This window comes from Pseudomonas sp. HLS-6, assembly GCF_002753995.1.
In the GTDB taxonomy this organism is placed as follows: domain Bacteria; phylum Pseudomonadota; class Gammaproteobacteria; order Pseudomonadales; family Pseudomonadaceae; genus Aquipseudomonas; species Aquipseudomonas defluvii.
In genome coordinates this window covers 356612-381054 of the sequence record NZ_CP024478.1, presented here as the reverse complement: position 1 = coordinate 381054, position 24443 = coordinate 356612, and the positions used below count along the sequence as shown (strand labels likewise).

Here is a 24443-nt window from a genome sequence, read left to right as displayed (position 1 = left end):
GGGCCTGTGCTCAACTCACTCCTCTACCTGGACACCCCAAAGCCTTGATACGCCTGCTGAAGTTCTTCTGGTGGTCTTTCGTCGCAGTCATTTGTGCGCTCGTACTCGGTCTGAGCGGCGCGTTTCTGTATCTTAGCCCCAGCTTGCCCTCGGTAGAGGCCCTCAGAAGCATCCAGTTGCAGATCCCCCTGCGGGTCTACAGCAGTGACGGCAAGCTCATCGCCGAGTTTGGCGAAATGCGTCGTTCACCCATCCGTTTTGCCGACATTCCGCCGCATTTCATCCAGGCATTGCTGGCTGCCGAAGACGACAACTTCGCCAATCACTACGGGGTCGACCCGAGCAGCCTGATGCGCGCTGCAACACAATTGATCAAGTCGGGCCACATCCAGAGTGGCGGCAGCACCATCACCATGCAGGTGGCGAAGAACTTCTTCCTGAGCAGCGAGCGCAGCTTCTCGCGCAAGACCAACGAAATTCTCCTGGCCCTGCAGATCGAGCGCGAACTGACCAAAGATGAAATCCTTGAGCTGTACGTGAACAAGATCTACCTGGGTAACCGCGCCTACGGCATTGAAGCCGCAGCCCAGGTTTACTACGGCAAATCGATTCGTGACGTAAGCCTGGCGCAAATGGCGATGATCGCCGGCCTGCCCAAGGCGCCCTCGCGCTTCAACCCGCTGGCCAATTCGGTACGCGCCAAAGAGCGCCGCGACTGGATCCTCGGCCGTATGTACAAGCTTGGCAAAATCGACGAAGCCAGCTACCTGAGCGCGTTGGCTGAGCCGATCAACGCCAGCTACCACGTACCGACCCCCGAAGTGAACGCGCCCTACATCGCCGAGATGGCCCGCGCCGAGATGGTTGGCCGCTACGGCAGCGACGCCTACACAGAAGGTTTCCGGGTGACGGTTACCGTCCCTAGCGACCTCCAGGAAATGGCCAACAATGCCGTACTGGAAGGGCTGCTCGCCTATGACCAACGTCACGGCTACCGCGGACCGGAATCGCGCCTGCCCGGTAAAACCCGAGCGGCATGGCTGCAGGAACTGAACAAGCAACGACCGCTGGGAGGCCTGGAGCCGGCTATCGTGACCCAGGTTGACAAGAGCGGCCTGCATGTCCTGACCCGCACCGGCGAAGAGCTGCCGGTTGCCTGGGACAGCATGAAATGGGCCCGCCCATTCCTCAGCACCAACAGCCAGGGCCGCAGCCCACAACAACCTGCAGATGTTGCCCAGATCGGCGACCTGATCCGGGTGCAACGCCTGAGCAGCGGCATCCTGAAGTTCAGCCAGGTACCCACAGCGCAGAGCGCACTGGTCTCGCTCGACCCCCACAGCGGCGCTATCCGCGCACTGGTCGGCGGGTTCTCCTTCGAGCAGAGCAACTACAACCGCGCCATGCAAGCCAAGCGTCAGCCAGGCTCAAGCTTCAAGCCATTCATCTACAGTGCTGCACTGGATAACGGCTACACCGCCGCCAGCCTGGTCAACGATGCCCCTATCGTGTTTGTCGACGAATACCTGGACAAGGTCTGGCGCCCGAAGAACGACACCAACACCTTCCTTGGCCCGATCCGCCTGCGTGAGGCACTGTACAAGTCGCGCAACATGGTTTCGATCCGCCTGCTGCAGAGCATGGGCGTCGACACCACGATCGACTACATCACCAAATTTGGCTTCAACAAACAGGACCTGCCACGCAACCTGTCGCTGGCCCTGGGCACGGCAACCCTGACCCCGATGGAGATCGCCACCGGCTGGAGCACCTTTGCCAACGGCGGCTACAAGATCGCCCCGTACCTGATCGAGCGCATCGAGAGCCGTAACGGCGAAACACTGTTCACTGCCAACCCGGCGCGCGTGCCGCAAGGTAATGAAGACCAGAACGGCATTGCCGCCCCCGAAGCCGGGCCAATCAGCGTCGATACCGCCAACCCTACGACCATGGTGCAAGCGCCAGTGATCGCGCCACGTATAATCGATGGCCGCACCGCGTACATCCTTACCAGCATGCTGGAAGACGTGATCAAGCGTGGCACCGGGCGCAGGGCGATGGTCCTGGGGCGAACCGACCTAGCCGGCAAGACAGGCACCACCAACGAAGCCAAGGATGCCTGGTTCTCTGGCTACAACGCCGACTACACCACCACGGTGTGGACGGGCTTCGACCAGCCCGAGACCCTCGGCCATCGCGAGTATGGCGGCACGGTAGCCCTGCCGATCTGGATCAACTTCATGGGCGCAGCGCTGAAGGACAAACCTGCGCACAGCCTGGCAGAGCCGGAGGGCATCCTCAGCCTGCGAATTGACCCGGCCAGTGGTCGTGCAGCGACACCTAGCACGCCAAACGCCTACTTTGAACTGTTCAAGGCTGAAGACTCACCGCCGTCAGTCAACGAACTGGGCAACAGCAACCTGCCGGGCAGCCCGCTGCCCGCAGATGAAGCGGCTCCGATCGACCTGTTCTGACGCCATAGCAACCGTACTCCTACACCGCAGGAGTACGGCTCTTGCAGGCGACGGCGTCATCGTTGGGGTACAAGCCCTATCGCGGCGCCTGCATCGCAGGCAAGCCTGCCCCTACAGGTGCGGGATGCAGGCTTGCCCGCGATGGCTTCTACGGCGCACAAAAAAAGCCCCGGTGCTCACGCGCCGGGGCTTTTTGCTGGAGCGCTACAACGGCTTAGCCGTTGAACACGTCATCCACGCTTTTCAGCGGGTAGTTCTTCGGATACGGCAGGGTTGCTACACCAGTCTCGATCGCAGCCTTGGCCACAGCATCGGAGATCACGGTGATCAGGCGAGCATCCATTGGCTTCGGAATGATGTACTCACGGCCGAACTCCAGCGCGATACCGCCGTAGGCGTCGCACACTTCCTTCGGCACTGGCAGCTTGGCCAGCTCACGCAGGGCGTTGGCAGCAGCGATCTTCATCTCTTCGTTGATGCGCTTGGCGCGAACGTCCAGGGCACCACGGAAGATGAACGGGAAGCCCAGTACGTTGTTGACCTGGTTCGGGTAGTCCGAACGGCCGGTGGCCATGATCACATCGTTACGGGTGGCGTGAGCCAGTTCCGGCGAGATCTCTGGATCCGGGTTGGAGCAGGCGAACACGATCGGGTTGGCCGCCATGCGCTTGAGGTCTTCAGCGCTCAGCAGGTTCGGGCCGGACAGGCCTACGAACACGTCAGCGCCTTCCAGCGCTTCGGACAGGGTGCGCTTCTCGGTAGCGTGAGCGAACACCGCCTTGTACTGGTTCAGGTCGTCACGGCCAGCGTGGATAACGCCAGTACGGTCAACCATGAAGATGTTTTCGATCTGCGCACCCATGCTCACCAGCAGCTTCATGCAGGAGATGGCAGCAGCGCCGGCGCCCAGGCAGACGATTTTCGCCTCGCCCAAGGTTTTGCCAGCGATTTCCAGGGCGTTGATCATGCCCGCAGCGGTCACGATCGCAGTACCGTGCTGGTCATCGTGGAATACCGGGATGTCGCACTGCTCGATCAGAGCACGTTCGATCTCAAAGCACTCTGGCGCCTTGATGTCTTCCAGGTTGATACCACCGAAGGTGATGGAGATACGCTTGACGGTGTCGATGAACGCCTGTGGGCTTTCCGAGTCGACTTCGATGTCGAACACATCGATACCGGCGAAACGCTTGAACAGAACACCCTTGCCTTCCATGACAGGCTTGGAAGCCAGAGGGCCCAGGTTACCCAGGCCGAGGATGGCAGTGCCGTCGGAAATGACTGCTACCAGATTGCCCTTGCCGGTGTACTTGTAGGCCAGCTCTGGATCGCGAGCGATTTCACGTACCGGCTCGGCGACGCCCGGGCTGTAGGCCAGGGCCAGGTCGCGAGCAGTCGCAGTAGGCTTGGTGAGCTCGACGCTCAGTTTCCCCGGACGAGGCTGAGCATGGTATTCGAGAGCGGCAGTTTTCAAATCTGACATGATGGGCATTCCGCTTTTACTGTTCTGACGAGCCGCCGAGGATACGCAAAGAGCAAGGGGCCGACAAGACTGCCCGGTCACTAGTGTCAAGGCCTTTAACCTACGACTTTCCGCCAAGAGCCGCGTCCTGCAAGGCTTTCAGTGTGTACAATTTATTTTAAAAATGTCCACAATTTTTACTTAATCAACCCGCTCGAGCATGCTTGGGTCAGTCAGCGGCAGCAACCAACGCGCCTGCCCCGATTTCAGCCCGCCTTTGCGGGAACGATCCAGCACCCAACCCCGTGCTTCGACCTGACGCCCCTTGAGCCCCTCAAAAAAGGACGATGGGAAGTCACCCTGCAAGCGTGGGCTGACCTGAAGCACCAACCCTTCGTCGATTTCGATCCAGACGCCGCCGCGGTTACGCTCAATGCCCCGAACCCGGCCAGTAATCAGCGCAAAGCCCGACTGTTCGATTTGCCCGGCAGTACGCACTGCAGGTGCGCGCCAAAGCCCCAGCCCCGCCTGGCGAGCCACTCGCTCGGCGTCCTGCTGGCACGTCACCAGCGCAACGTTAGGCGCCACTGCCACGCGATAGCCCAAGCCTTCAGCCAACAACTGCGCCTCAATATTGTCGCCATTGCGTGTGTAGATATGTGCAAGTGTACGCCCATACTTGTCGCGACCTTGCACGCCGGGCTGCAGGCCAATACGCCCGCCACTGGCCTTGACCAACGCTTGCAGGCGTTGCCGGGCAGCTTCGGCAAACGGTTCACTGCTGCGGCCTTTGCGACCGATTTCCGGGGCATTTACCCCAATCAGGCGCACGCTGCGCCCATCCTCCAGACGCACGGTATCGCCATCGACCACCTGCGTGACGCTGACCGACTGTACGCCGGCCGGGGCAGGACAGAACGCCAGGGCGACGCCCTGCCAAATCGCGCCCATAAAAAAGGCGCCCACGAGGGACGCCTTCTTCAGCAGCATTGACAGGCCCACAGGGGCTAGCCTTGCGCGCAATCTTACTTCTTGGCACCGAACATGCCGAAGCGATCGGCGAACTTCTGTACGCGGCCGCCAGTGTCCAGTACTTTTTGCTTACCGGTGTAGAACGGGTGGCACAGCGAGCACACGTCGAGGCTCAGTGGCTTGCACAGAGTCGAACGGGTTTCGATGACAGCGCCGCAGCTGCAGGTGGCAGTAACGGCTTCGTATGTTGGATGAATTTCTGGCTTCATGGTCACTTCCTCGACTGCGTGCCGCCATCCAACACCATTGTTGAATACCGCACGTAATTAGGCGGCGAATAATACCAGAGCCGACGGTCGACGCAAGTTGTCGCTTGCACCGGCGGTCGTCTGCTAGGCTCGGCGGTCCAGGAATCCCCCTTCAGAGAAATTACCGCGTGTCCGACGTCATTCTGCGCCTTGCTCTGCCCTCGCCCCTGCGGCGACTGTTCGACTACAGGGCCCCAGCGAGCATGGCCCGCGTCGAACTGACACCCGGCATGCGCATTCGTGTGCCATTCGGTCGGCGCGAAATGATCGGCATCCTGGTGGAGGTCTGCGACCACAGTGACGTCCCAGCCGACAAGCTCAAGCCCGCCATCGCGCTGCTCGATCCGGTCTCTCCACTGCCGCCAGCCTTCTTCAAGCTGTGCCTGTGGACCGCGCAGTACTACCAGCACAGCCTGGGCGACACCTTCAGCTGGGCGCTGCCGGTGTTTCTGCGCCAGGGTGAACCGGCCGAAGCGCGGCAGGAGCGCTTCTGGCAGATTGCACCTGGCGCACGCCTGGACGACCCGCGCATTGCCCGGGCACCACGCCAACGCGAAGCATTGTCGACCCTGGCCCAGCACCCGCACGGCGTCGCCCACGGCCTGCTCGGCAAACTGGGCCTGAACAAAGACAGCCTTGACCTGCTGCTGAGCAAAGAACTGGTGCAGGTTGAAGTACGCCGCCATGCGCCGCAACAGCGCCATGAGCATTGGCTGGCACAACCGGAACTGCCGCTCAACGAGGAACAGCACGCCGCCTTCAACGCCGTGCGAGCCGGTTTCGACAGCTTCCACGCCTTCCTCCTTGCTGGTGTCACCGGCAGCGGCAAGACCGAGGTTTACCTGCAACTGATCCGTGAAGCCCTGGAAGCCGGCAAACAGGCGCTGATTCTGATCCCCGAGATCAACCTTGGCCCACAGACCCTGGCCCGCTTCGAGCAGCGCTTCAATGCCCGCATCGCCTTATTGCACTCCGCGGTCAACGATCGCGAACGCCTGGATGCCTGGCTGGCGGCCCGCGATGGCGAGGCCGACATCATCATCGGCACCCGTTCAGCCCTGTTCACCCCCATGAAGAACCCGGGGCTGATCATCATTGATGAAGAGCATGACGGCTCCTATAAACAGCAAGAAGGCCTGCGTTACCACGCACGCGACCTGGCACTGGTACGCGCTCGCCAGGAAAACATCCCGATCGTGCTGGGCTCCGCCACGCCATCGCTGGAAAGCCTGCACAATGCCTACACGGGTCGCTACGGCCTGCTGCGCCTGAACCACCGCGCCGGAGGTGCCCAGGCACCGCGTTTTCTGCGTCTGGACGTCAAGAGTCGCCCACTGGATAGCGGCATCAGCGGCCCGATGCAACAAGCCATCGGCCAGACACTCGCAGCGGGGCAGCAGGTACTGGTGTTCCTCAACCGCCGAGGCTTTGCCCCGACACTGCTCTGCCACGATTGCGGCTGGATGTCCGAGTGCCCGCGCTGCGATGCGCGGATGACCGTTCACCAGCGCTCCGGCGAGTTGCGCTGCCACCATTGCGGCTATGAAGAGCGCATGCCTCGCCAGTGCCCACAATGCAACAAGGTCGACCTGCGCCCGGTCGGCGCCGGCACCGAGCGCGCCGAAGAACGCCTGAGCATCCTGTTTCCGGACTACCCGGTGCTACGCGTCGACCGCGACAGCACCTCGCGCAAGGATGCGATGAACCAGTTGTTTGCCACCATCCAGCGCGGTCAGCCGTGCATTCTGGTCGGCACCCAGATGCTGGCCAAGGGTCACCACTTCCCGAGGGTCACGCTGGTTGCCATTCTCGATGCCGATGGTGGACTGTTTTCCGGCGATTTCCGCGCCAGCGAGCGCATGGCCCAGTTGATCGTTCAAGTTGCGGGCCGCGCAGGGCGCGCAGAAGAGCCCGGCAGAGTCATTATCCAGACCCACCTGGCCGACCATCCACTGCTGGTGCAACTGACCGAACAAGGCTACTTCGCCTTTGCCGAGCAGGCCCTGAGCGAGCGCCGTGCAGCCGGCCTGCCACCCTTCGCACACCTTGCCCTACTGCGCGCCGAAGCCCACAAGCCGGGGCAGGCCGAGGGCTTTCTCGATGAAGCCTGCGCCGCCGCCGAACAACTGCTGGCCGAGCACAACCTGCATGGCATCGAGCTGCTCGGGCCAGTACCTGCGCCAATGGAGCGTCGGGCCGGTCGTTACCGCGCACAGTTGCTGCTGCAGGCCAACGCACGCGCGCCGCTGCATCGGCTGATCAATGCCTGGCTGCTATTGTTGGAACACATGCCCAGCGGGCGGCAGGTACGCTGGTCGCTGGATGTGGACCCGGTCGACCTCTACTGACCCATCCGGCCTCATCGTCGACGAGGCCGGTTTGAGTACGTATTGCAGAGGATCGAACGCAAGACAGCCCCAAAGGTTGGCAAGCTCGTGCCAGCAACGGATAATGTTCAGTTTTTCCACCTGCGCATCCAAGCGCCGCCGCGCTTGCGGTCGAAAGAGAATCCCATGAAAGACACCATTCGCCAGCTGATCCAGCAAGCCCTCACCCAACTCGTCACCGACGGTGTGCTGCCTGAAGGGCTTACGCCGGCGATCCAGGTGGAAAACGCCCGGGACAAGACCCACGGCGACTTCGCCAGCAATATCGCGATGATGCTGGCCAAGCCGGCCGGCATGAAGCCACGCGACCTAGCCGAAAAAATCATCGCGGCCCTGCCCGCCGATGCCCAGGTCAGCAAAGTGGAAATCGCCGGCCCCGGCTTCCTGAACTTCTTCCAGAATACCCAGGCCCTGGCGTCACGCCTCGACGCCGCGCTGGCCGACAGCAAACTTGGCGTACAGAAAGCCGGCCCACAACAGAAAGTGGTCGTTGACCTGTCGGCACCCAACCTGGCCAAAGAGATGCACGTTGGCCACCTGCGCTCGACCATCATCGGCGATGCCGTCGCCCGCGTACTCGAGTTCCTCGGCGACAACGTGATCCGGCAGAACCACGTCGGCGACTGGGGCACCCAGTTCGGCATGCTGATGGCCTATCTGGAAGAAAACCCGATCACCAGCGACGAGCTGTCGGACCTGGAAAACTTCTACCGCGCCGCGAAAAAGCGCTTCGACGAGTCCGAAGCCTTCGCCGACCGCGCGCGCGGCCTGGTGGTCAAGCTGCAAGCCGGTGATGCCGAATGCCTGAAGCTGTGGACCCGCTTCAAGGACATCTCGCTGTCGCACTGCCAGAAGACCTACGAGCAGCTCAACGTCAAACTGACCATGGCTGACGTCATGGGCGAAAGCGCCTACAACGACGACCTGATCAACGTGGTCAACGACCTCAAGGCCAAGGGCCTGCTGGTCGAAAGCAACGGTGCCCAGTGCGTATTCCTCGAAGAGTACAAGACCGCCGACGGCGACCCACTGCCGGTGATCGTGCAGAAGGCCGATGGCGGCTACCTGTACGCGACCACTGACCTGGCAGCCGTGCGCTACCGCAGCAACGTCCTCAAGGCCGACCGCGCCCTGTATTTCGTTGACCAGCGCCAGGCACTGCACTTCCAGCAGGTGTTCGAAGTCGCCCGCCGCGCTGGCTTCGTCGGTAACGACATGATCATGGAGCACATGGGCTTCGGCACCATGAACGGCGCCGATGGCCGCCCGTTCAAGACCCGCGACGGCGGCACGGTCAAGCTGATCGACCTGCTCACCGAAGCCAAGGAACGTGCGTACACCCTGGTCAAGGAAAAGAACCCGCAACTGGCGGAAGATGAACTGCGCGCCATCGCCCAGGTTGTCGGTATCGACGCGGTGAAATACGCCGACCTGTCCAAGCACCGCACCAGCGACTACAGCTTCAACTTCGACCTGATGCTCAACTTCGAAGGCAACACCGCGCCGTACCTGCTGTACGCCTACACCCGCGTGGCGGGCGTATTCCGCAAGCTGGGCAAGGACTTCAGCGAAGTTGACGGCCATATCACCCTGCAAGCCGCCCAGGAACACGACCTCGCGGCACGCCTGGCGCAATTCGGCGAAACCCTGAACAACGTTGCTGAAAAAGGTACGCCGCACGTGCTTTGCAGCTACCTGTACGACGTCGCCGGCCTGTTCTCCAGCTTCTATGAGAACTGCCCGATCCTGGCCGCCGAAACGGCCGAACAGCAGCAGAGCCGCCTGCGCCTGGCCGCACTGACCGGTCGCACCCTCAAGCAGGGCCTGGAACTGCTGGGCCTGGAAACCCTGGAGCGCATGTAAGGTGGCAGCCAAGAAAAAGCCCGCCCCCAAGCGCGGCGCCAGCCGCTATCAGGCACCGGAGAAGAAACCGATCCCCGGCTGGCTGTGGCTGGCTGTCGGCCTGACCGTGGGCGCGTTCATTGTCTTTCTGATGAAGCTTGATCCGAGCACCGACGAGGTCAAGCGGAGCAAGCCCGAACAGCAGAAAGCCGAGCGCGCTGCCGAAGCGAACAAGACACCGCCCAGCCCACAGCAACCGGTGAAGCCGAAATACGACTTCTACACCTTGCTGCCAGAGTCGGAAGTCATCGTGCCGCCGGAAGCCGTACCGGAGAAAACCCCGCCGGTACCCGCCCAGCCACAGCAGCCGGTGACACCGGCTGAAGCCGCGAAGATCGACACCGCCAGGGCCCAGGCCGCACTGCTGGGGCAAACGCCGCCACCGCCACCTCCCGTGGTGAAACCGGCAGCGACCACCCAGTTCTTCCTGCAGGCCGGCTCGTTCCGCAAGCAGGCTGACGCCGACAAGGTCCGTGCGCAGATCATCCTGCTCGGCCAGGCCGTGCAGGTCGAGTCCGGCATGGTCCGCGACGAAACCTGGTACCGCGTGCTGGTGGGCCCGTTCAGCAACCGCGAACAATTGACCGTGGCCCAAAAGCAGTTGGCCGGTAGCGGCTTCAACAACCTGCTCTTGCAGCAGCGCCAAAACCGCCAGTAAGCCCCCTCGCCCAGCGGCGCCTTAGCGCCGTTGGGCGTTTCTCAGCGACACCTGGTCGTTCAGGGTCCAGAAGTCGTACAGCACGCCCACCAGAAACAGACCGCCCGTCACCAGGTAGATCAGGCCACTGATCCATTTGCCCTGGTACATGCGATGCACGCCAAACACCCCAAGAAACGTCAGCAGAATCCAGGCGATGTTGTAATCCAAAGGCCCAGAGTGAAAGCGCAAGTCGGCTTCACGGTCCATCGACGGGATCAGGAACAGGTCGATCAACCAGCCGATGCCGAGCAACCCCAGGGTAAAGAACCAGATTGTGCCTGTGACTGGCTTGCCATAGTAAAAGCGGTGCGCACCGAGAAAACCGAAGCACCACAGCAGATAGCCTACAACCTTGCTGTGCGTGTCATGGAAGGGTGGGCTCTGTTGATAACTGTTCATTCGTAGCCTCAGCGGGTTATGTGAAAATTTTCTAAACAAAAATGTGACTTTTCAGTAGCAAGCCGACGTATGGTGCCGTCGAAATCGACCAACGGGGCAGATCCGCGCAAAAAAGCTGTTATAAAGTTGCGCGCTAACCAACAAGAGCCCTGCCTATGCGTCCCCTTTTCAAGACATGGCTGACTATTTGCCTATTATTGCCCCTGGCCGCCCACGCCACCAATCGTGAGCAACGTCTTCCTAATGGCTTCTCTGGCTATACCGCCAATGCCACCGGCGTACACGCCAACAAAGGTTCGGCATCACCGATCCACTATGCCAACCGTAGTGCAAAACCGACAAAATCAACGGCCAACCTGTCGGCCAAGCAAAGCAGCGATGTGCTGAGCCGCGCCGTCAACGCGCTGGGCACCCCCTATCGCTGGGGTGGCAGTAGCCCAAGCAAAGGCTTCGACTGCAGCGGCCTGGTCAAGTACGCCTTCAACGATATCGATGAAGTCGACCTGCCTCGTACCTCCAACGCCATGGCCAGCGGCCACGGCATCAAGGTCGATCAGAAAGACCTGAAACCGGGCGACTTGCTGTTCTTCAACATCAAGAGCCGCAAGGTCAACCACGTTGCCATTTACCTGGGCAACGACCGCTTCATCCATGCGCCACGCACCGGCAAGCGCGTCAGCATTGATACGCTGAACAAGCCTTACTGGCAGAACCATTATGTGGTTGCAAAGCGCGTACTGCCCAAGGACCAGCAACAGCTGAACCTGGCCAAGCGCTAAAACCCACCGGGCGCGCATCCCACCGCCCGGCGCGTATCAGCACTGATCTCCCCCCTTGCCATCAGACCCTGCAGACAACTGTCCAGGGTCTGCATGCCCAGCGCCCCGCCGGTCTGGATTGCAGACTGGATCTGCACCACTTTCCCCTCCCTGATCAAATTGCGAATCGCCGGCGTCGCCAGCATGATCTCGTGCGCGGCCACCCGGCCACCACCTGGCTTGCGCACCAGCACCTGAGACACCACTGCCTGCAGGGACTCGGCCAGCATCGCACGTACCAATTGCTTTTCCTCGGCAGCAAATACATCGACGATCCGGTCAACGGTTTTCGCTGCCGAGCCCGTATGCAGGGTGGCCAGCACCAGATGCCCGGTTTCGGCCGCCGTCAGGGCCAGGCGAATCGTCTCCAGGTCCCTCAATTCCCCGAGCATGATCACATCCGGGTCCTGACGCAGGGCGGCCCGTAGCGCCGCCGCAAAACTGTGACTGTGACGCTGTACCTCACGCTGGCTGATCCGTCCACGCACCGGGCTGTGGATAAATTCGATCGGGTCTTCGACCGTGAGAATATGCAGGGCGCGCTCGCGGTTCAGGTGATCAATCAAGGCTGCCAGGGTGGTGGACTTTCCCGAGCCGGTGGGCCCGGTCACCAATACAAGCCCACTACGCAGTTCGGCGATTTGCCGGAAAACAGCCCCCAGCCCCAACTCAGCCAGGCCACGCACCGATGAGGGGATCAACCGGAATACCGCCCCCACGCCCTGCAACTGCTCGAAGGCATTTACCCTGAAGCGCCCTACCCCCGCCATGGCAAAGGAGAAATCGAGATCCTGAAGGGTTTTGAAATCCTTTTTTTGCTGATCCGTCATGATTTGCGCGATTAACGCCCGCGCCTGATCAGACTCAAGCGGCGGCAAATCCAGTCGCAGCATCTCGCCATCCAGGCGGATCATTGGCACATCACCCGCAGCCAGGTGCAGGTCCGAGGCCCCCTCCTTGACAGCAAGGGCCAGCAGTTCAGTCACATCCATAAGACTCCCCAAACACCGCCAAGCAGGTAGAATGCCGCAGACCCAAAGAGCCGCTGGCATCGATCATGTCCACCATAGCAGACAACATTTCCACCCTCGCCGAGCGCATCCACCGTGCCGCCGAGGCTGCCGGGCGAGATCCGGCCAGCATCAAGCTGCTGGCCGTGAGCAAAACCAAACCTGCCGCCGCCGTGCGCGAAGCCTTCGCTGCAGGCCTGCGCGACATGGGCGAGAACTACCTGCAGGAAGCCCTGGGCAAACAGGCCGAATTGACCGACCTGCCCTTGACCTGGCACTTCATCGGCCCCATTCAGTCGAACAAGACGCGCGCTATCGCCGAGCACTTCGACTGGGTACATTCCGTGGATCGCCTGAAAATCGCTCAACGCCTTTCCGAGCAGCGCCCTGAATCGCTGGAACCATTGAACATCTGTATTCAGGTCAATGTCAGTGGCGAAGACAGCAAGTCCGGCTGCACCCCGGAGGAACTGCCCGCGCTGGCCGCTGCTATAGCGGTGCTGCCACGGCTGCGGCTGCGCGGCTTGATGGCGATACCCGAGCCCACCGAAGACCGCACCGCGCAGGATGCAGCCTTTGCCAAGGTACGCGACCTGCAGGCCAGCCTGGGCTTGCCACTCGACACGTTATCCATGGGCATGAGCCACGACCTGGAGTCGGCGATTGCACAGGGTGCAACCTGGGTGCGCATCGGTACCGCGCTGTTTGGCGCCCGTGACTACGGCCAACCCTGACCCTGCTTTACTCACCTTTTTCGACAAGGACCTGACATGAGCAAGACTCGTATTGCCTTTATCGGTGCCGGCAACATGGCCGCCAGCCTGATCGGCGGCCTGCGCGCACAGGGCCTGGAGGCTGCGCAGATTCGCGCCAGCGACCCTGGCGCCGAACAACGCGCCAAAGTTCACGCCGAACACGGCATCGAGATGTTCGCCGACAATGCCGAGGCCATCGACGGCGCCGACGTGATCGTGCTGGCCGTCAAACCGCAGGCCATGAAAGCCGTTTGCCTGGCCCTGCAACCCAGCCTCAAGCCGAACCAACTGGTCGTCTCGATTGCTGCCGGCATCACCTGCGCCAGCATGAACCAATGGCTTGGCGCCCAGCCGATCGTACGCTGCATGCCCAACACCCCAGCGCTACTGCGCCAGGGCGTCAGCGGCCTGTTCGCCACCGCCCAGGTCAGTGCCGAACAGCGCCAGCAGGCCGAACAACTGCTCTCGGCCGTAGGCATCGCACTGTGGCTGGAACAGGAACAGCAACTGGACGCCGTCACTGCCGTATCCGGCAGCGGCCCGGCCTACTTCTTTCTGCTGATCGAAGCCATGACTGCAGCCGGCGAGAAACTTGGCCTGCCACGTGAAACCGCAGCACGCCTGACCCTGCAGACCGCACTGGGTGCCGCGCAAATGGCAGTTACCAGTGATGTCGACGCAGCTGAATTGCGCCGTCGGGTGACCTCGCCAGCCGGCACCACGGAGGCGGCGATCAAGTCCTTCCAGGCTGATGGATTCGAAGCGCTGGTGGAAAAAGCGCTGGGCGCAGCTGCGCACCGCTCGGCCGAACTGGCCGAACAACTAGGCAACTAAGGAGCCGAAGATGATCGGACTGAACACCGCTGCAATCTACATTCTGCAGACCCTCGGCAGCCTGTTACTGCTGGTCGTGATGCTGCGCTTCATCCTGCAGCTGGTTCGCGCAGACTTCTACAACCCGCTCAGCCAGTTTGCCGTACGCGCCACCCAGCCGCTGCTCAAACCGTTGCGCCGGATCATCCCCAGCCTGTTCGGCCTGGACATGTCGTCATTGTTGCTGGCACTGGCCGTGCAGCTGCTGCTGATGGGCCTGACCTTGTTGCTGGCCTACGGCACCACCGGCAACCCGGTACAGTTGCTGATCTGGTCGATCATTGGCGTCACCGCGCTGTTCTTGAAGATCTTCTTCTTCGCCCTGATCGTCAGCGTGATCCTGTCCTGGGTCGCACCGGGCAGCCACAACCCTGGTGCCGAACTGGTCAACCAGATCTGCGATCCGTTCCTGGCCCCGTTCCGTCGCCTGCTGCCAAACCTCGGCGGCCTGGATATTTCGCCGATCCTGGCGTTCATGGCGCTGAAACTGATCGACATGCTGGTCATCAACAACCTGGCAGCCATGACCGCAATGCCAGAGATCCTGCGCCTGCTGGTCTGATTTCAGGCCTGACGACACCACGCCCGCAGAGGCGGCCTTGCCGACGATGAATTCACATGGCTTCGTCGGCAAGGCCAGCCATCTACCACGCGGCTTGCCCCCCACCCCAGCGGTCTTTAGACTTACGCCTCATTTAAGCGTGAGCAGGGTCGATGTCCACTGTCTTTCCCGAAGATTCGGTCGGTCTGGTAACACCGCAACTGGCGCACTTCAGCGATCCCCTGGCCCTGGCCTGCGGTCGTTCGCTGGCCGCCTACGACCTGATGTACGAAACCTACGGCACACTCAACAGCAGCGCGAGCAACGCCGTGCTGATCTGTCATGCCCTGTCGGGGCACCACCACGCGGCGGGCTACCATAGCGCCGACGACCGCAAGCCCGGATGGTGGGACAGTTGCATCGGCCCCGGCAAACCTATCGACACCAACCGTTTCTTCGTCGTCAGCCTGAACAACCTCGGCGGCTGTAACGGTTCCACCGGGCCAAGCAGCATAAACCCGGCGACCGGCAAGCCTTTTGGTGCCGAGTTCCCGGTGCTCACCGTGGAAGACTGGGTACACAGCCAGGCACGCCTGGCCGACCGGCTTGGCATCAGCACCTGGGCGGCGGTCGTTGGCGGCAGCCTCGGCGGCATGCAGGCGCTGCAGTGGACCATCAGTTATCCCGAGCGGGTACGCCACTGCCTGACTATCGCTTCGGCACCGAAACTCTCGGCACAGAACATCGCCTTCAACGAAGTGGCGCGCCAGGCCATCCTGTCCGACCCGGAGTTTCACGGCGGTTACTTCCAGGAGCACGGGGTAATCCCCAAGCGCGGCCTGATGCTGGCGCGCATGGTCGGGCACATTACCTACCTGTCCGATGACTCGATGGGCGAGAAGTTTGGCCGCGAACTGAAAAGCGACAAGCTCAACTACGACTTCCACAGCGTGGAATTCCAGGTTGAAAGCTACCTGCGCTATCAGGGCGAAGAATTTTCGGGGCGTTTCGACGCCAACACCTACCTGTTGATGACCAAGGCCCTGGACTACTACGACCCGGCCGCCGCCCACGGGGGTGACCTGGCCGCGACCCTGGCCGGCGTCAAAGCCGATTTCTGCGTGATGTCGTTCACCACCGACTGGCGCTTCTCGCCCGCCCGCTCGCGGGAGATCGTCGACGCACTGATGGCCGCGAAGAAAAACGTCTGCTACCTGGAGATCGATGCACCACAAGGCCACGATGCCTTCCTGATCCCGATCCCACGGTACCTGCAGGCCTTCTCCCGCTACATGAACCGCATTGCCCTCTGAGGACCCCATGAGAGCCGATCTGGAAATCATCCAAGACTGGATCCCCGCTGGCAGCCGGGTACTCGACCTTGGCTGCGGTAATGGCGAGCTACTGGCTTCGCTGCGCGCCAACAAACAGGTAACCGGCTACGGCCTGGAAATCGACCCCGACAACATCGCCGAGTGCGTGGCCAAGGGTGTCAACGTCATCGAACAGGACCTCGACAAGGGCCTGGGCAACTTTGCCAGCAACAGCTTCGATGTCGTGGTCATGACCCAGGCCCTGCAGGCTGTCGAATACCCGGACCGGATTCTCGACGAAATGCTGCGGGTCGGTCGCCAGTGCATCATCACCTTCCCCAACTTCGGTCATTGGCGCTGCCGCTGGTACCTGGCGACCAAAGGTCGCATGCCGGTGTCGGACTTCATGCCGTATACCTGGTACAACACGCCGAACATCCACTTCTGCACCTTTGAAGACTTCGAGGCGCTGTGCCGCGAGCGCCGGGCACAAGTACTCGACCGCCTGGCAGTAGACCACTTGCACCGCCACGGGTGGGCAAGCAAGCTTTGGCCTAATCTACTAGGTGAGATCGGCATTTACCGTGTCAACAGCCCGGGCCTGCAGGAACATCAGGTCGCGGTTTAACCCCGCCCTTTTCGAGGAGTACGATCATGCGCCGTCTAGTCCTGTTTCTATGCAGCCTGTGCCTGGCCATCCCGGTCCTGGCTGCCGATGCCGCCAAGCCCGAGCGCAAGGAAGTCTTCGGTGATGTGACCGTTCACTACAGCGTCTTCAACTCCGGCTTCCTGCAACCGGCGACGGCCCAGGCTGCTGGCCTTGTACGCAGCAAGAACCAGGGCGTGCTGAACATCACCGTTCTCAAGGACGGCAAGCCCAGCGCCGCCTCGGTCAGCGGCACGGTCAGTGACCTGACCAGCCGCAAGACCGACCTGACCTTCAAGCAGATCAATGATCAGGGCGCGACGTACTACATTGCCCAGTTCCCGGTGCAGCAGCCAGAAACCTATACCTTCACGGTCACTGTCGGTGCCGCTGGCAAAACCAACAGTTTCAGCTTTAACCAGGAAGTATTCCCAGGCGAATGATGACTTTTCCACAGCTCGTATTGGCCAGCCATAACGCCGGCAAACTGAAAGAACTCCAGGCCATGCTCGGCGACTCGGTTCAACTGCGTTCAATCGGTGAATTCAGTAGCGTAGAGCCCGAGGAAACCGGCCTGTCGTTCGTTGAGAATGCCATCCTCAAGGCCCGTAATGCGGCGCGTATTTCCGGGTTGCCGGCGTTGGCCGACGATTCAGGGCTGGCCGTGGACGCCCTCGGTGGCGCCCCAGGCATCTACTCGGCACGCTACGCCGATGGCCAGGGCGACGCAGCCAATAACGCCAAGCTGCTCGACGTTCTCAAGGACGTTCCGCACGACCAGCGCACGGCCCAGTTCGTTTGCGTGCTGGCACTGGTACGGCACGCTGACGATCCGCTACCCATTCTCTGCGAAGGTCTCTGGCACGGTCGCATCCTGACCGAAGCCAGCGGTGCCAACGGCTTTGGTTATGATCCGCTGTTCTGGGTGCCGGAACGCAACTGCTCGAGCGCCGAGCTGAACCCAATCGAGAAAAATCAGCTGAGCCACCGTGCTCGCGCCATGAGCCTGCTGCGACAGCGCCTGGGCTTGGCATGACCGAGCATTCACCAGCACAGCCTCTGCACCTGAGCGAGGCTGGGTTCAGCTCCCAGGCACCTCGGCTGGCGCTGCCACAGCTGCCACCCCTTGCGCTGTATATCCACATCCCCTGGTGCGTGCGCAAATGCCCGTACTGCGACTTCAACTCTCATGCGGCCAGTGCCGAGCTGCCGGAAGAGGCCTATGTCGACGCACTCCTGGCCGACCTTGAGCAGGAGTTGCCTGCCGTCTATGGCCGGCCGCTGAGTTCGATCTTCTTCGGTGGTGGCACCCCTAGCCTGTTCAGCGCACAAGCACTGGGCCGGTTGCTGGCCGGTGTCGAACAGCGCATCCCGTTCGCCAGTGACATTGAAATCACCCTGGAGGCCAACCCCGGAACGTTCGAGCAGGAGAAGTTCACCGCCTACCGGCAACTGGGCATCAACCGCCTGTCGATCGGCATCCAGAGCTTCCAACAGGCCAAGCTCGAAGCCCTGGGGCGTATCCACAACGGTGAAGAAGCCGTGCGTGCGGCCGACATGGCACGACGGGCCGGGTTCGACAACTTCAACCTGGACCTGATGCACGGTTTGCCCGATCAGTCCCTGGATGACGCCCTGAGCGACCTGCGCCAAGCCATCGCCATGGGCCCGACCCACCTGTCCTGGTACCAGCTGACCTTGGAGCCGAACACGGTGTTCTGGAACCAGCCACCGGTGCTGCCCGAAGACGACATCCTCTGGGACATCCAGGAAGCCGGCCAGGCCCTGCTTGCCGAGCATGGCTACGCCCAGTACGAAGTGTCCGCCTACGCCCAACCCGGGCGTGCTGCGCGGCACAACCTGAACTACTGGAGTTTCGGCGACTTCATCGGTATTGGCGCGGGCGCCCATGGCAAGCTCAGCCACCCGGACGGGCGCATCGTGCGCACCTGGAAGACTCGCCTGCCCAAGGACTACCTGAACCCGGCCAAAGCCTTCAAGGCGGGTGAAAAGCTGTTGCCCGTAGACGAGCTGCCGTTCGAGTTCCTGATGAACGCCCTGCGCCTGACTCAAGGGGTGGACGCGGAGCTGTTCAGCCAGCGTACCGGGCTGCCGATGGAACAGTTGGCGGCGGCACGTCGCGAAGCCGAACAAAAGGGACTTTTGCAGGTCGAACCGACGCGACTGGTAGCCACGCCACGCGGCCAGTTGTTCCTCAACGACCTGCTGCAGTATTTCTTGACCTAAGGATTGCGAATGGACTTGGTACTCGACCTGCTCTCAACCGTTTCCCGCTGGAGCCGCAGTAACCTGTCGGAGATTTCCTTGGCGCTGGTCGGCTGCCTGCTGGTGCTGTTCGGCACGGATATCAAGGGCTGGATCGAACAACGGATCGGCAATCTGGCGGGCGCCTTGCGCGTCCCGTTCATGGCCCTGCTGTGCCTGATCGGCAGTGGTGCAGCGCTGATCTATGCCACACCCTGGGTGGTGCGCGGCCTGAGCCAGTTCAACAACTATGCCCTGGCACCGGTACTGCTGGTGGTACTGGTGCTGATCGGCGTTGTCGCCGACCGCCGCTGACCTGCAGGAGCCGGCAGTGCCGGCTCGCGCAGAGGCTTACGCCAGCTTCTCGAACTTCAAGTCCCAGACGCCATGCCCGAGCCGCTCACCGCGACGCTCGAACTTGGTAACCGGGCGCTCTTCAGGACGCGGTACGCATTTGCCGTCTGCTGCCAGGTTGCGGTAACCCGGTGCAACGTTCATGACTTCCAGCATGTACTCGGCATAGGGCTCCCAGTCCGTGGCCATGTGCAGCACACCACCGACCTTCAGCTTGCTGCGTACCAGCTCGGCGAATGCCGGCTGAACAATGCGCCGCTTGTGGTGACGGCTCTTGTGCCAAGGGTCCGGGAAGAACAGCAGCAAGCGATCAAGGCTGTTGTCAGCCACGCACTTGTTCAGCACTTCGATGGCATCGCAGTCATACACCCGCAGGTTCTTCAGGCCCTGGGTCAGCACGCCATTGAGCAGCGCACCGACACCCGGCCGGTGCACTTCGACACCGATGAAGTCCTGTTCAGGCGCAGCAGCAGCCATTTCCAACAGGGAATGGCCCATGCCGAAACCAATCTCCAGCGTGCGCGGAGCGGCGCGACCGAAAACCTGGTCGAAATCCACCGGGCTGTCGCTCAGCGGCAGGACAAACAGCGGCGCGCCCTGGTCCAGGCCACGCTGCTGGCCTTCAGTCATGCGGCCGGCACGCATCACAAAACTCTTGATGCGGCGGTGTTGACGCTCTTCGCCTTCAGTAGAGATCGGCGGTTGTTGCGATTCAGTCATCGGGGGCTCTTACTTGATCAGACCATCCAGCGGCGACGAGGCGCTGGCATAGAGTTTTTTCGGCATACGACCGGCCAGGTACGCCAGGCGGCCGGCAACGATTGCATGTTTCATGGCCTCGGCCATCATGATCGGCTGCTGAGCATGGGCAATCGCCGAGTTCATCAGCACGGCCTCGCAACCCAGCTCCATGGCAATGGTCGCGTCCGACGCGGTACCGACACCGGCATCGACCAGCACAGGCACCTTGGCTTCTTCCAGGATGATTTGCAGGTTGTACGGGTTGCAGATACCCAGGCCGGTGCCGATCAGGCCCGCCAGCGGCATCACGGCAATGCAGCCAGCTTCGGCCAGTTGCCGGGCGATGATCGGATCATCGCTGGTGTACACCATCACGTCGAAACCGTCCTTGACCAGCACTTCGGCGGCCTTCAGGGTTTCGATCACATTGGGGAACAGGGTCTTCTGGTCCGCCAGTACTTCCAGCTTCACCAGGTTGTGCCCATCGAGCAGTTCGCGGGCCAGGCGGCAGGTACGCACGGCTTCGACGGCGTCATAGCAACCGGCGGTGTTCGGCAGGATGGTGTAGCGGTCTGGCGGCAGCACGTCGAGCAGGTTCGGCTCGCCCGGGTTCTGGCCGATGTTGGTACGGCGCACGGCGACGGTGACGATCTCAGCCCCCGAGGCCTCGATGGCCAGACGGGTTTCTTCCATGTCACGGTACTTGCCGGTACCCACCAGCAGGCGCGACTGGAAGGTACGGCCAGCCAGGGTGAAAGGCTTGTCGCTACGAACATTGCTCATCGGAAATCCTCTTGGGGGTTGAGGGGCTTGCAGGTGAATCGCGGGGCGGCCTAGCCGCCACCAATGGCGTGGACGACTTCGACCTGATCGCCTTCGCGCAGGGCGGTGGCGGCGTGCTGACTGCGCGGCACGATATCCAGGTTGAGTTCCACTGCAATCCGGCGGCCGACCAACTCCAGCCGGGTCAACAATGCCTCGACGGTCGTACCGTCAGGCAGCTCATAGGGTTCACCGTTCAATTGAATGCGCATGCGGACGGCAGCCATTATTTTCAGGGGGCCAGCATTCTAGCCCCGATCCACGCGGATGACCAAGGCAAAGCAGCGCCATTCGTCCCGGTTTTCGACCGATCAGTCAACTCAGGCGCCAGGCGGCAAGCCCCAGGCACAACCAGCCCGCGAGGAACGCCACACCGCCCAGTGGCGTGATGATGCCCAACTTGCCGACGCCGGTGAGTGTCAGCAGGTACAGGCTGCCAGAGAACAGCACGATACCCAGGCTGAACAGGCCGCCGGCCCAGCCCACCAGGCGCCCGGGGAGCTGCGTGGCAAGCAACGCTACCGCCAGCAGGGCCAGGGTGTGAATCAGTTGATACGTGACCCCGGTTTGAAAGATCGCCAGGTACTCACTGCTCAAGCGTGCTTTCAGGCCGTGCGCGGCAAAGGCGCCAAGGGCGACACCGGTAAAACCGAAAAAGGCAGCGAGCAACAAGAAACTACGAAGCATAAGACAACTCCCAGTCAGGACCATGGCGAGGCAGAGGGTCTGTATAATGGCCCGCTCCATCGGTTCGGCCAAGCCATCTCTCCTATGCTGTCATCCCTACTGCGTCGCCTCACTCGTGCCCTGCTCTGGTTCGCGGCCGGCAGTGCCCTGCTGGTGCTGCTCTTTCGCTGGGTGCCGCCACCGGGCACTGCACTGATGGTCGAGCGCAAGGTTGCCTCCTGGTTCAACGGCCAACCGATAGACCTGCAGCGCGACTGGCAACCCTGGGAACAGATCTCTGACGATCTGAAAGTGGCGGTGATCGCCGGAGAAGATCAGAAATTCCCTGAGCATTGGGGCTTCGATTTCACGGCAATCCAGGCCGCGCTGGCCCACAACGAACGTGGTGGCAGCATCCGCGGGGCCAGTACGCTGAGCCAGCAGGTGGCGAAGAACCTGTTTCTCTGGTCGGGGCGCAGTTGGTTGCGCAAGGGGCTGGAAGCCTGGTTCACGGCGCTGATCGAAGTGTTTTGGTCGAAAGAGCGCATCCTTGAGGTGTACCTCAACAGCGCTGAATGGGATGACGGGGTGTTTGGCGCACAGGCCGCCGCCCGACACCACTTCGGTGTCAACGCCCGTAACCTGTCCCAGCAACAGGCCAGCCTGCTTGCTGCCGTGCTGCCCAGCCCACGCAAATGGAGCGCCAGCCACCCCAGCAGCTACGTCGCGCGACGTGCCAGCTGGATACGCCAGCAAATGCGCCAGTTGGGCGGCAGCAGTTACCTGAGCCTGCTCGACAGCCGACGTGCGGCGCCCTGGAATCAGTAAGCCGCTGCCCTGTATCACTGACAAACCAGTTGCCACAGGATGTGAACAAGGCCATGTGGTACAGGTCGCCTTGTTGAGCAAACGCCCGCAAACAAAAGCCCCTGGCCTTTCGGTCAGGGGCTTTGTTTGTGGGGCTTGGCGTAGCGCCTTACAGCCCGTCGAGCAGGGCCTTGTTGCGTACCGCACCCTTGTCGGCGCTGGTGGCCAGCAGGGCGTAGGCTTTCAGCGCAGTGGTCACTTTGCGTGGGCGCACTTCAACCGGCTTCCAGCCTTTCTTGTCCTGCTCAACCCGGCGTGCGGCCAGTTCGGCGTCGTCCACCAGCAGGTTGATCGAGCGGTTCGGGATGTCGATCAGCACTTTGTCGCCATCACGTACCAGGCCGATTGCACCACCGGCTGCCGCTTCTGGCGAAGCATGGCCAATCGACAGGCCCGAGGTACCACCAGAGAAACGACCGTCGGTCAGCAGCGCGCAGGCTTTGCCCAGGCCTTTGGACTTCAGGTACGAGGTTGGGTAGAGCATCTCTTGCATGCCCGGACCACCTTTCGGGCCTTCGTAACGGATGATGACGATGTCACCTTCCTTCACTTCGTCGGCGAGGATGCCACGTACCGCGCTGTCCTGGCTTTCGAAGATCTTCGCGTTGCCTTCGAACACGTGAATCGACTCATCGACGCCGGCAGTTTTCACCACGCAGCCGTCCAGGGCGATGTTGCCGTAAAGCACAGCCAGGCCGCCTTCTTGCGAGTAGGCGTGCTCAACGCTGCGAATGCAGCCGTTTTCACGGTCGGCGTCGAGGGTTTCCCAACGGGTCGACTGGCTGAAGGCGGTCTGGGTCGGAATGCCGGCCGGGCCCGCGCGGAAGAAGGTATGCACCTCGGGGTCATCGCTCTGGGTGATGTCCCACTTGGCAATGGCATCGGCCATGGTCTTGCTGTGTACGGTCGGCAGGTCGGTGTGCAACAGGCCACCACGGGCCAGTTCACCGAGGATGCTGATGATGCCACCGGCGCGGTGCACATCTTCCATGTGGTACTTCTGGATGTTCGGCGCCACTTTGCACAACTGCGGCACTTTGCGCGACAGGCGATCGATGTCGCGCAGGTCGAAGTCGATTTCGGCTTCCTGAGCCGCGGCCAGCAGGTGCAGGATGGTGTTGGTCGACCCACCCATGGCGATGTCCAGGGTCATGGCGTTCTCGAACGCCTTGAAGCTGGCGATATTGCGCGGCAGAACGCTCTGATCGTTCTCGCCGTAGTAACGCTTGCACAGCTCGACGATGGTCCGGCCAGCCTGCAAGAACAGTTGTTCGCGGTCGCTGTGGGTGGCCAGGGTCGAGCCGTTGCCCGGCAGGGCCAGGCCCAGGGCTTCGGTCAGGCAGTTCATCGAGTTGGCGGTGAACATGCCGGAGCAGGAACCACAGGTCGGGCAGGCGCTGCGCTCATACTCGGCGACCTTTTCATCGGAGGCCGAGGAGTCGGCTGCGATGACCATGGCGTCGACCAGGTCCAGGCCGTGGCTGGCCAGCTTGGTCTTGCCGGCTTCCATCGGGCCGCCGGAAACGAAGATCACCGGGATGTTCAGGCGCAGGGCGGCCATCAGCATGCCGGGGGTGATCTTGTCGCAGTTGGAGATGCAGACAATGGCGTCAGCGCAGTGAGCGTTGACCATGTACTCGACCGAGTCGGCGATGATCTCGCGGCTTGGCAGCGAGTAGAGCATGCCGTCATGGCCCATGGCGATGCCATCATCGACCGCGATGGTGTTGAATTCCTTGGCCACGCCACCGGCGCGTTCAATCTCACGGGCGACCAGTTGGCCGAGGTCCTTGAGGTGGACGTGGCCCGGTACGAACTGGGTGAACGAGTTGGCAATGGCGATGATCGGTTTCTTGAAATCGTCGTCTTTCATACCCGTGGCGCGCCACAGGGCGCGTGCGCCGGCCATGTTGCGGCCGTGGGTGGACGTTTTCGAGCGGTAATCTGGCATGGAGCACTCCTGGCGGCTAAGCAGGTAACAAAAAGGGGAGTGAGCGTCTCTTGTCCTTTGCACCGAAGGCAGGTGGCCGCTGGTGCGGATGAAGCCGAGAACGCCGCGGGATCGCCGTGCGCTCGGCCAGAGCTCATAAACCCGCCGGGGATGACTGGCGATGAATAGGCCGATTCTACACGGCTGGCCGCGGGAAGGAATGGCGCTATAGCGGGTT

At 61.9% G+C, this 24443-nt stretch carries 25 protein-coding genes; 15 read left to right on the top strand and 10 right to left on the bottom strand.

The genetic code is table 11. The features are described 5' to 3' along the window. Positions 1–47 precede the first annotated feature (47 nt). Positions 48–2474 carry a penicillin-binding protein 1A gene (locus tag CS390_RS01715; protein WP_371918251.1) on the top strand — a complete coding sequence of 809 codons (2427 nt, stop codon included), beginning with the start codon at positions 48–50 and terminating at the stop codon, positions 2472–2474. A gap of 214 nt (positions 2475–2688) precedes the next feature. Here CS390_RS01715 and CS390_RS01710 read toward each other — a convergent pair whose 3' ends face one another. The 3 genes from CS390_RS01710 to rpmE form a co-directional block, all read right to left on the bottom strand. Next, positions 2689–3957: a malic enzyme-like NAD(P)-binding protein gene (locus tag CS390_RS01710; RefSeq protein WP_065758203.1), complete on the bottom strand. Its 1269-nt coding sequence runs from the start codon at positions 3955–3957 to the stop codon at positions 2689–2691. A gap of 180 nt (positions 3958–4137) precedes the next feature. After that, positions 4138–4926 carry a thermonuclease family protein gene (locus CS390_RS01705; RefSeq protein ID WP_256587612.1) on the bottom strand — a complete coding sequence of 263 codons (789 nt, stop codon included), beginning with the start codon at positions 4924–4926 and terminating at the stop codon, positions 4138–4140. A gap of 35 nt (positions 4927–4961) precedes the next feature. Further along, complete coding sequence (gene rpmE / locus CS390_RS01700; protein WP_065758202.1) at positions 4962–5177, bottom strand: 50S ribosomal protein L31; 216 nt, start codon at positions 5175–5177, stop codon at positions 4962–4964. Positions 5178–5344: 167 nt separating this feature from the next. Here rpmE and CS390_RS01695 point away from each other — a divergent pair, with 167 nt between their 5' ends. The 3 genes from CS390_RS01695 to CS390_RS01685 all read left to right on the top strand — a co-directional run bounded on the left by CS390_RS01695 (position 5345) and on the right by CS390_RS01685 (position 10163). Next, positions 5345–7564 (top strand): primosomal protein N', encoded by a 2220-nt coding sequence (locus tag CS390_RS01695; RefSeq protein WP_065758201.1) that lies wholly within the window; start codon positions 5345–5347, stop codon positions 7562–7564. A 165-nt stretch (positions 7565–7729) separates the two neighbouring features. Further along, the gene (gene argS, locus CS390_RS01690; RefSeq protein ID WP_065758200.1) at positions 7730–9466 is read left to right on the top strand and encodes an arginine--tRNA ligase; all 1737 of its coding nucleotides are present in this window, start codon (positions 7730–7732) and stop codon (positions 9464–9466) included. Position 9467: 1 nt separating this feature from the next. Continuing rightward, a complete protein-coding gene (locus CS390_RS01685) occupies positions 9468–10163 on the top strand; it encodes an SPOR domain-containing protein (RefSeq protein WP_065758199.1) in 696 nt (231 codons plus the stop codon). Between the two features lie 21 nt (positions 10164–10184). On the opposite strand, the gene CS390_RS01680 is transcribed toward CS390_RS01685, so the two are convergent. Continuing rightward, positions 10185–10604 (bottom strand): TM2 domain-containing protein, encoded by a 420-nt coding sequence (locus tag CS390_RS01680; protein ID WP_065758198.1) that lies wholly within the window; start codon positions 10602–10604, stop codon positions 10185–10187. A gap of 155 nt (positions 10605–10759) precedes the next feature. On the opposite strand from CS390_RS01680, the gene CS390_RS01675 reads away from it, so the two are divergent. Beyond that, entirely contained in the window at positions 10760–11383 is a 624-nt protein-coding gene (locus tag CS390_RS01675) for a C40 family peptidase (RefSeq protein ID WP_099773333.1), read from the top strand. On the opposite strand, the gene CS390_RS01670 is transcribed toward CS390_RS01675, so the two are convergent. Continuing rightward, complete coding sequence (locus CS390_RS01670; RefSeq protein WP_099773332.1) at positions 11380–12414, bottom strand: type IV pilus twitching motility protein PilT; 1035 nt, start codon at positions 12412–12414, stop codon at positions 11380–11382. The two genes, CS390_RS01675 and CS390_RS01670, sit on opposite strands and share 4 nt — an antisense overlap. Before the next feature lie 65 nt (positions 12415–12479). Between CS390_RS01670 and CS390_RS01665 the strand changes: the two genes are divergently transcribed. From CS390_RS01665 to CS390_RS01625, 9 genes are all read left to right on the top strand, one after another. Then, entirely contained in the window at positions 12480–13166 is a 687-nt protein-coding gene (locus CS390_RS01665) for a YggS family pyridoxal phosphate-dependent enzyme (RefSeq protein ID WP_099773331.1), read from the top strand. Positions 13167–13202: 36 nt separating this feature from the next. Further along, entirely contained in the window at positions 13203–14021 is an 819-nt protein-coding gene (proC, locus tag CS390_RS01660) for a pyrroline-5-carboxylate reductase (protein ID WP_099773330.1), read from the top strand. A gap of 10 nt (positions 14022–14031) precedes the next feature. Next, positions 14032–14622, top strand: a complete 591-nt coding sequence (locus tag CS390_RS01655; protein WP_099773329.1) for a YggT family protein — start codon at positions 14032–14034, stop codon at positions 14620–14622. Between the two features lie 152 nt (positions 14623–14774). Further along, positions 14775–15914, top strand: a complete 1140-nt coding sequence (locus CS390_RS01650; RefSeq protein WP_065758192.1) for a homoserine O-acetyltransferase — start codon at positions 14775–14777, stop codon at positions 15912–15914. A gap of 7 nt (positions 15915–15921) precedes the next feature. Then, entirely contained in the window at positions 15922–16542 is a 621-nt protein-coding gene (gene metW / locus CS390_RS01645; protein WP_065758191.1) for a methionine biosynthesis protein MetW, read from the top strand. A 26-nt stretch (positions 16543–16568) separates the two neighbouring features. Beyond that, complete coding sequence (locus tag CS390_RS01640; protein WP_065758190.1) at positions 16569–17003, top strand: DUF4426 domain-containing protein; 435 nt, start codon at positions 16569–16571, stop codon at positions 17001–17003. After that, positions 17000–17596 (top strand): RdgB/HAM1 family non-canonical purine NTP pyrophosphatase, encoded by a 597-nt coding sequence (rdgB, locus tag CS390_RS01635; protein WP_065758189.1) that lies wholly within the window; start codon positions 17000–17002, stop codon positions 17594–17596. The genes CS390_RS01640 and rdgB overlap by 4 nt, the downstream gene beginning before the upstream one ends. Continuing rightward, the gene (gene hemW / locus CS390_RS01630) at positions 17593–18807 is read left to right on the top strand and encodes a radical SAM family heme chaperone HemW (protein ID WP_065758188.1); all 1215 of its coding nucleotides are present in this window, start codon (positions 17593–17595) and stop codon (positions 18805–18807) included. Before rdgB ends, hemW begins: the two co-directional genes overlap by 4 nt. 9 nt (positions 18808–18816) lie before the next feature. Further along, positions 18817–19140, top strand: a complete 324-nt coding sequence (locus CS390_RS01625) for a DUF3392 domain-containing protein (protein ID WP_065758187.1) — start codon at positions 18817–18819, stop codon at positions 19138–19140. A 36-nt stretch (positions 19141–19176) separates the two neighbouring features. Here the strand turns inward: CS390_RS01625 and trmB are convergent, their stop codons facing one another. The 4 genes from trmB to CS390_RS01605 all read right to left on the bottom strand — a co-directional run bounded on the left by trmB (position 19177) and on the right by CS390_RS01605 (position 21429). Further along, a complete protein-coding gene (gene trmB / locus CS390_RS01620) occupies positions 19177–19899 on the bottom strand; it encodes a tRNA (guanosine(46)-N7)-methyltransferase TrmB (RefSeq protein WP_065758186.1) in 723 nt (240 codons plus the stop codon). A gap of 9 nt (positions 19900–19908) precedes the next feature. Beyond that, positions 19909–20703: a thiazole synthase gene (locus CS390_RS01615; protein WP_065758185.1), complete on the bottom strand. Its 795-nt coding sequence runs from the start codon at positions 20701–20703 to the stop codon at positions 19909–19911. Positions 20704–20753: 50 nt separating this feature from the next. Beyond that, positions 20754–20954, bottom strand: coding sequence for a sulfur carrier protein ThiS (gene thiS / locus CS390_RS01610; protein WP_065758231.1), 201 nt, complete (start codon positions 20952–20954; stop codon positions 20754–20756). Positions 20955–21057: 103 nt separating this feature from the next. Continuing rightward, positions 21058–21429 (bottom strand): DUF423 domain-containing protein, encoded by a 372-nt coding sequence (locus CS390_RS01605; protein WP_065758184.1) that lies wholly within the window; start codon positions 21427–21429, stop codon positions 21058–21060. 84 nt (positions 21430–21513) lie between these two features. On the opposite strand from CS390_RS01605, the gene mtgA reads away from it, so the two are divergent. Next, positions 21514–22236, top strand: coding sequence for a monofunctional biosynthetic peptidoglycan transglycosylase (mtgA, locus tag CS390_RS01600; RefSeq protein WP_065758183.1), 723 nt, complete (start codon positions 21514–21516; stop codon positions 22234–22236). 148 nt (positions 22237–22384) lie between these two features. Here mtgA and ilvD read toward each other — a convergent pair whose 3' ends face one another. Further along, positions 22385–24226, bottom strand: coding sequence for a dihydroxy-acid dehydratase (ilvD, locus tag CS390_RS01595; RefSeq protein ID WP_065758182.1), 1842 nt, complete (start codon positions 24224–24226; stop codon positions 22385–22387). Positions 24227–24443 lie beyond the last annotated feature (217 nt).

What these genes read in the sequence shown, in the direction of transcription:
- CS390_RS01710 (WP_065758203.1), bottom strand. Translation starts at nt 3,957, where the DNA reads ATGTCAGATTTGAAAACTGCCGCTCTCGAATACCATGCTCAGCCTCGT.
- CS390_RS01705 (WP_256587612.1), bottom strand. Translation starts at nt 4,926, where the DNA reads ATGCTGCTGAAGAAGGCGTCCCTCGTGGGCGCCTTTTTTATGGGCGCG.
- rpmE (WP_065758202.1), bottom strand. Translation starts at nt 5,177, where the DNA reads ATGAAGCCAGAAATTCATCCAACATACGAAGCCGTTACTGCCACCTGC.
- argS (WP_065758200.1), top strand. Translation starts at nt 7,730, where the DNA reads ATGAAAGACACCATTCGCCAGCTGATCCAGCAAGCCCTCACCCAACTC.
- CS390_RS01680 (WP_065758198.1), bottom strand. Translation starts at nt 10,604, where the DNA reads ATGAACAGTTATCAACAGAGCCCACCCTTCCATGACACGCACAGCAAG.
- CS390_RS01675 (WP_099773333.1), top strand. Translation starts at nt 10,760, where the DNA reads ATGCGTCCCCTTTTCAAGACATGGCTGACTATTTGCCTATTATTGCCC.
- CS390_RS01670 (WP_099773332.1), bottom strand. Translation starts at nt 12,414, where the DNA reads ATGGATGTGACTGAACTGCTGGCCCTTGCTGTCAAGGAGGGGGCCTCG.
- CS390_RS01665 (WP_099773331.1), top strand. Translation starts at nt 12,480, where the DNA reads ATGTCCACCATAGCAGACAACATTTCCACCCTCGCCGAGCGCATCCAC.
- proC (WP_099773330.1), top strand. Translation starts at nt 13,203, where the DNA reads ATGAGCAAGACTCGTATTGCCTTTATCGGTGCCGGCAACATGGCCGCC.
- CS390_RS01655 (WP_099773329.1), top strand. Translation starts at nt 14,032, where the DNA reads ATGATCGGACTGAACACCGCTGCAATCTACATTCTGCAGACCCTCGGC.
- CS390_RS01650 (WP_065758192.1), top strand. Translation starts at nt 14,775, where the DNA reads ATGTCCACTGTCTTTCCCGAAGATTCGGTCGGTCTGGTAACACCGCAA.
- metW (WP_065758191.1), top strand. Translation starts at nt 15,922, where the DNA reads ATGAGAGCCGATCTGGAAATCATCCAAGACTGGATCCCCGCTGGCAGC.
- CS390_RS01640 (WP_065758190.1), top strand. Translation starts at nt 16,569, where the DNA reads ATGCGCCGTCTAGTCCTGTTTCTATGCAGCCTGTGCCTGGCCATCCCG.
- rdgB (WP_065758189.1), top strand. Translation starts at nt 17,000, where the DNA reads ATGATGACTTTTCCACAGCTCGTATTGGCCAGCCATAACGCCGGCAAA.
- hemW (WP_065758188.1), top strand. Translation starts at nt 17,593, where the DNA reads ATGACCGAGCATTCACCAGCACAGCCTCTGCACCTGAGCGAGGCTGGG.
- CS390_RS01625 (WP_065758187.1), top strand. Translation starts at nt 18,817, where the DNA reads ATGGACTTGGTACTCGACCTGCTCTCAACCGTTTCCCGCTGGAGCCGC.
- trmB (WP_065758186.1), bottom strand. Translation starts at nt 19,899, where the DNA reads ATGACTGAATCGCAACAACCGCCGATCTCTACTGAAGGCGAAGAGCGT.
- CS390_RS01615 (WP_065758185.1), bottom strand. Translation starts at nt 20,703, where the DNA reads ATGAGCAATGTTCGTAGCGACAAGCCTTTCACCCTGGCTGGCCGTACC.
- thiS (WP_065758231.1), bottom strand. Translation starts at nt 20,954, where the DNA reads ATGCGCATTCAATTGAACGGTGAACCCTATGAGCTGCCTGACGGTACG.
- CS390_RS01605 (WP_065758184.1), bottom strand. Translation starts at nt 21,429, where the DNA reads ATGCTTCGTAGTTTCTTGTTGCTCGCTGCCTTTTTCGGTTTTACCGGT.
- mtgA (WP_065758183.1), top strand. Translation starts at nt 21,514, where the DNA reads ATGCTGTCATCCCTACTGCGTCGCCTCACTCGTGCCCTGCTCTGGTTC.
- ilvD (WP_065758182.1), bottom strand. Translation starts at nt 24,226, where the DNA reads ATGCCAGATTACCGCTCGAAAACGTCCACCCACGGCCGCAACATGGCC.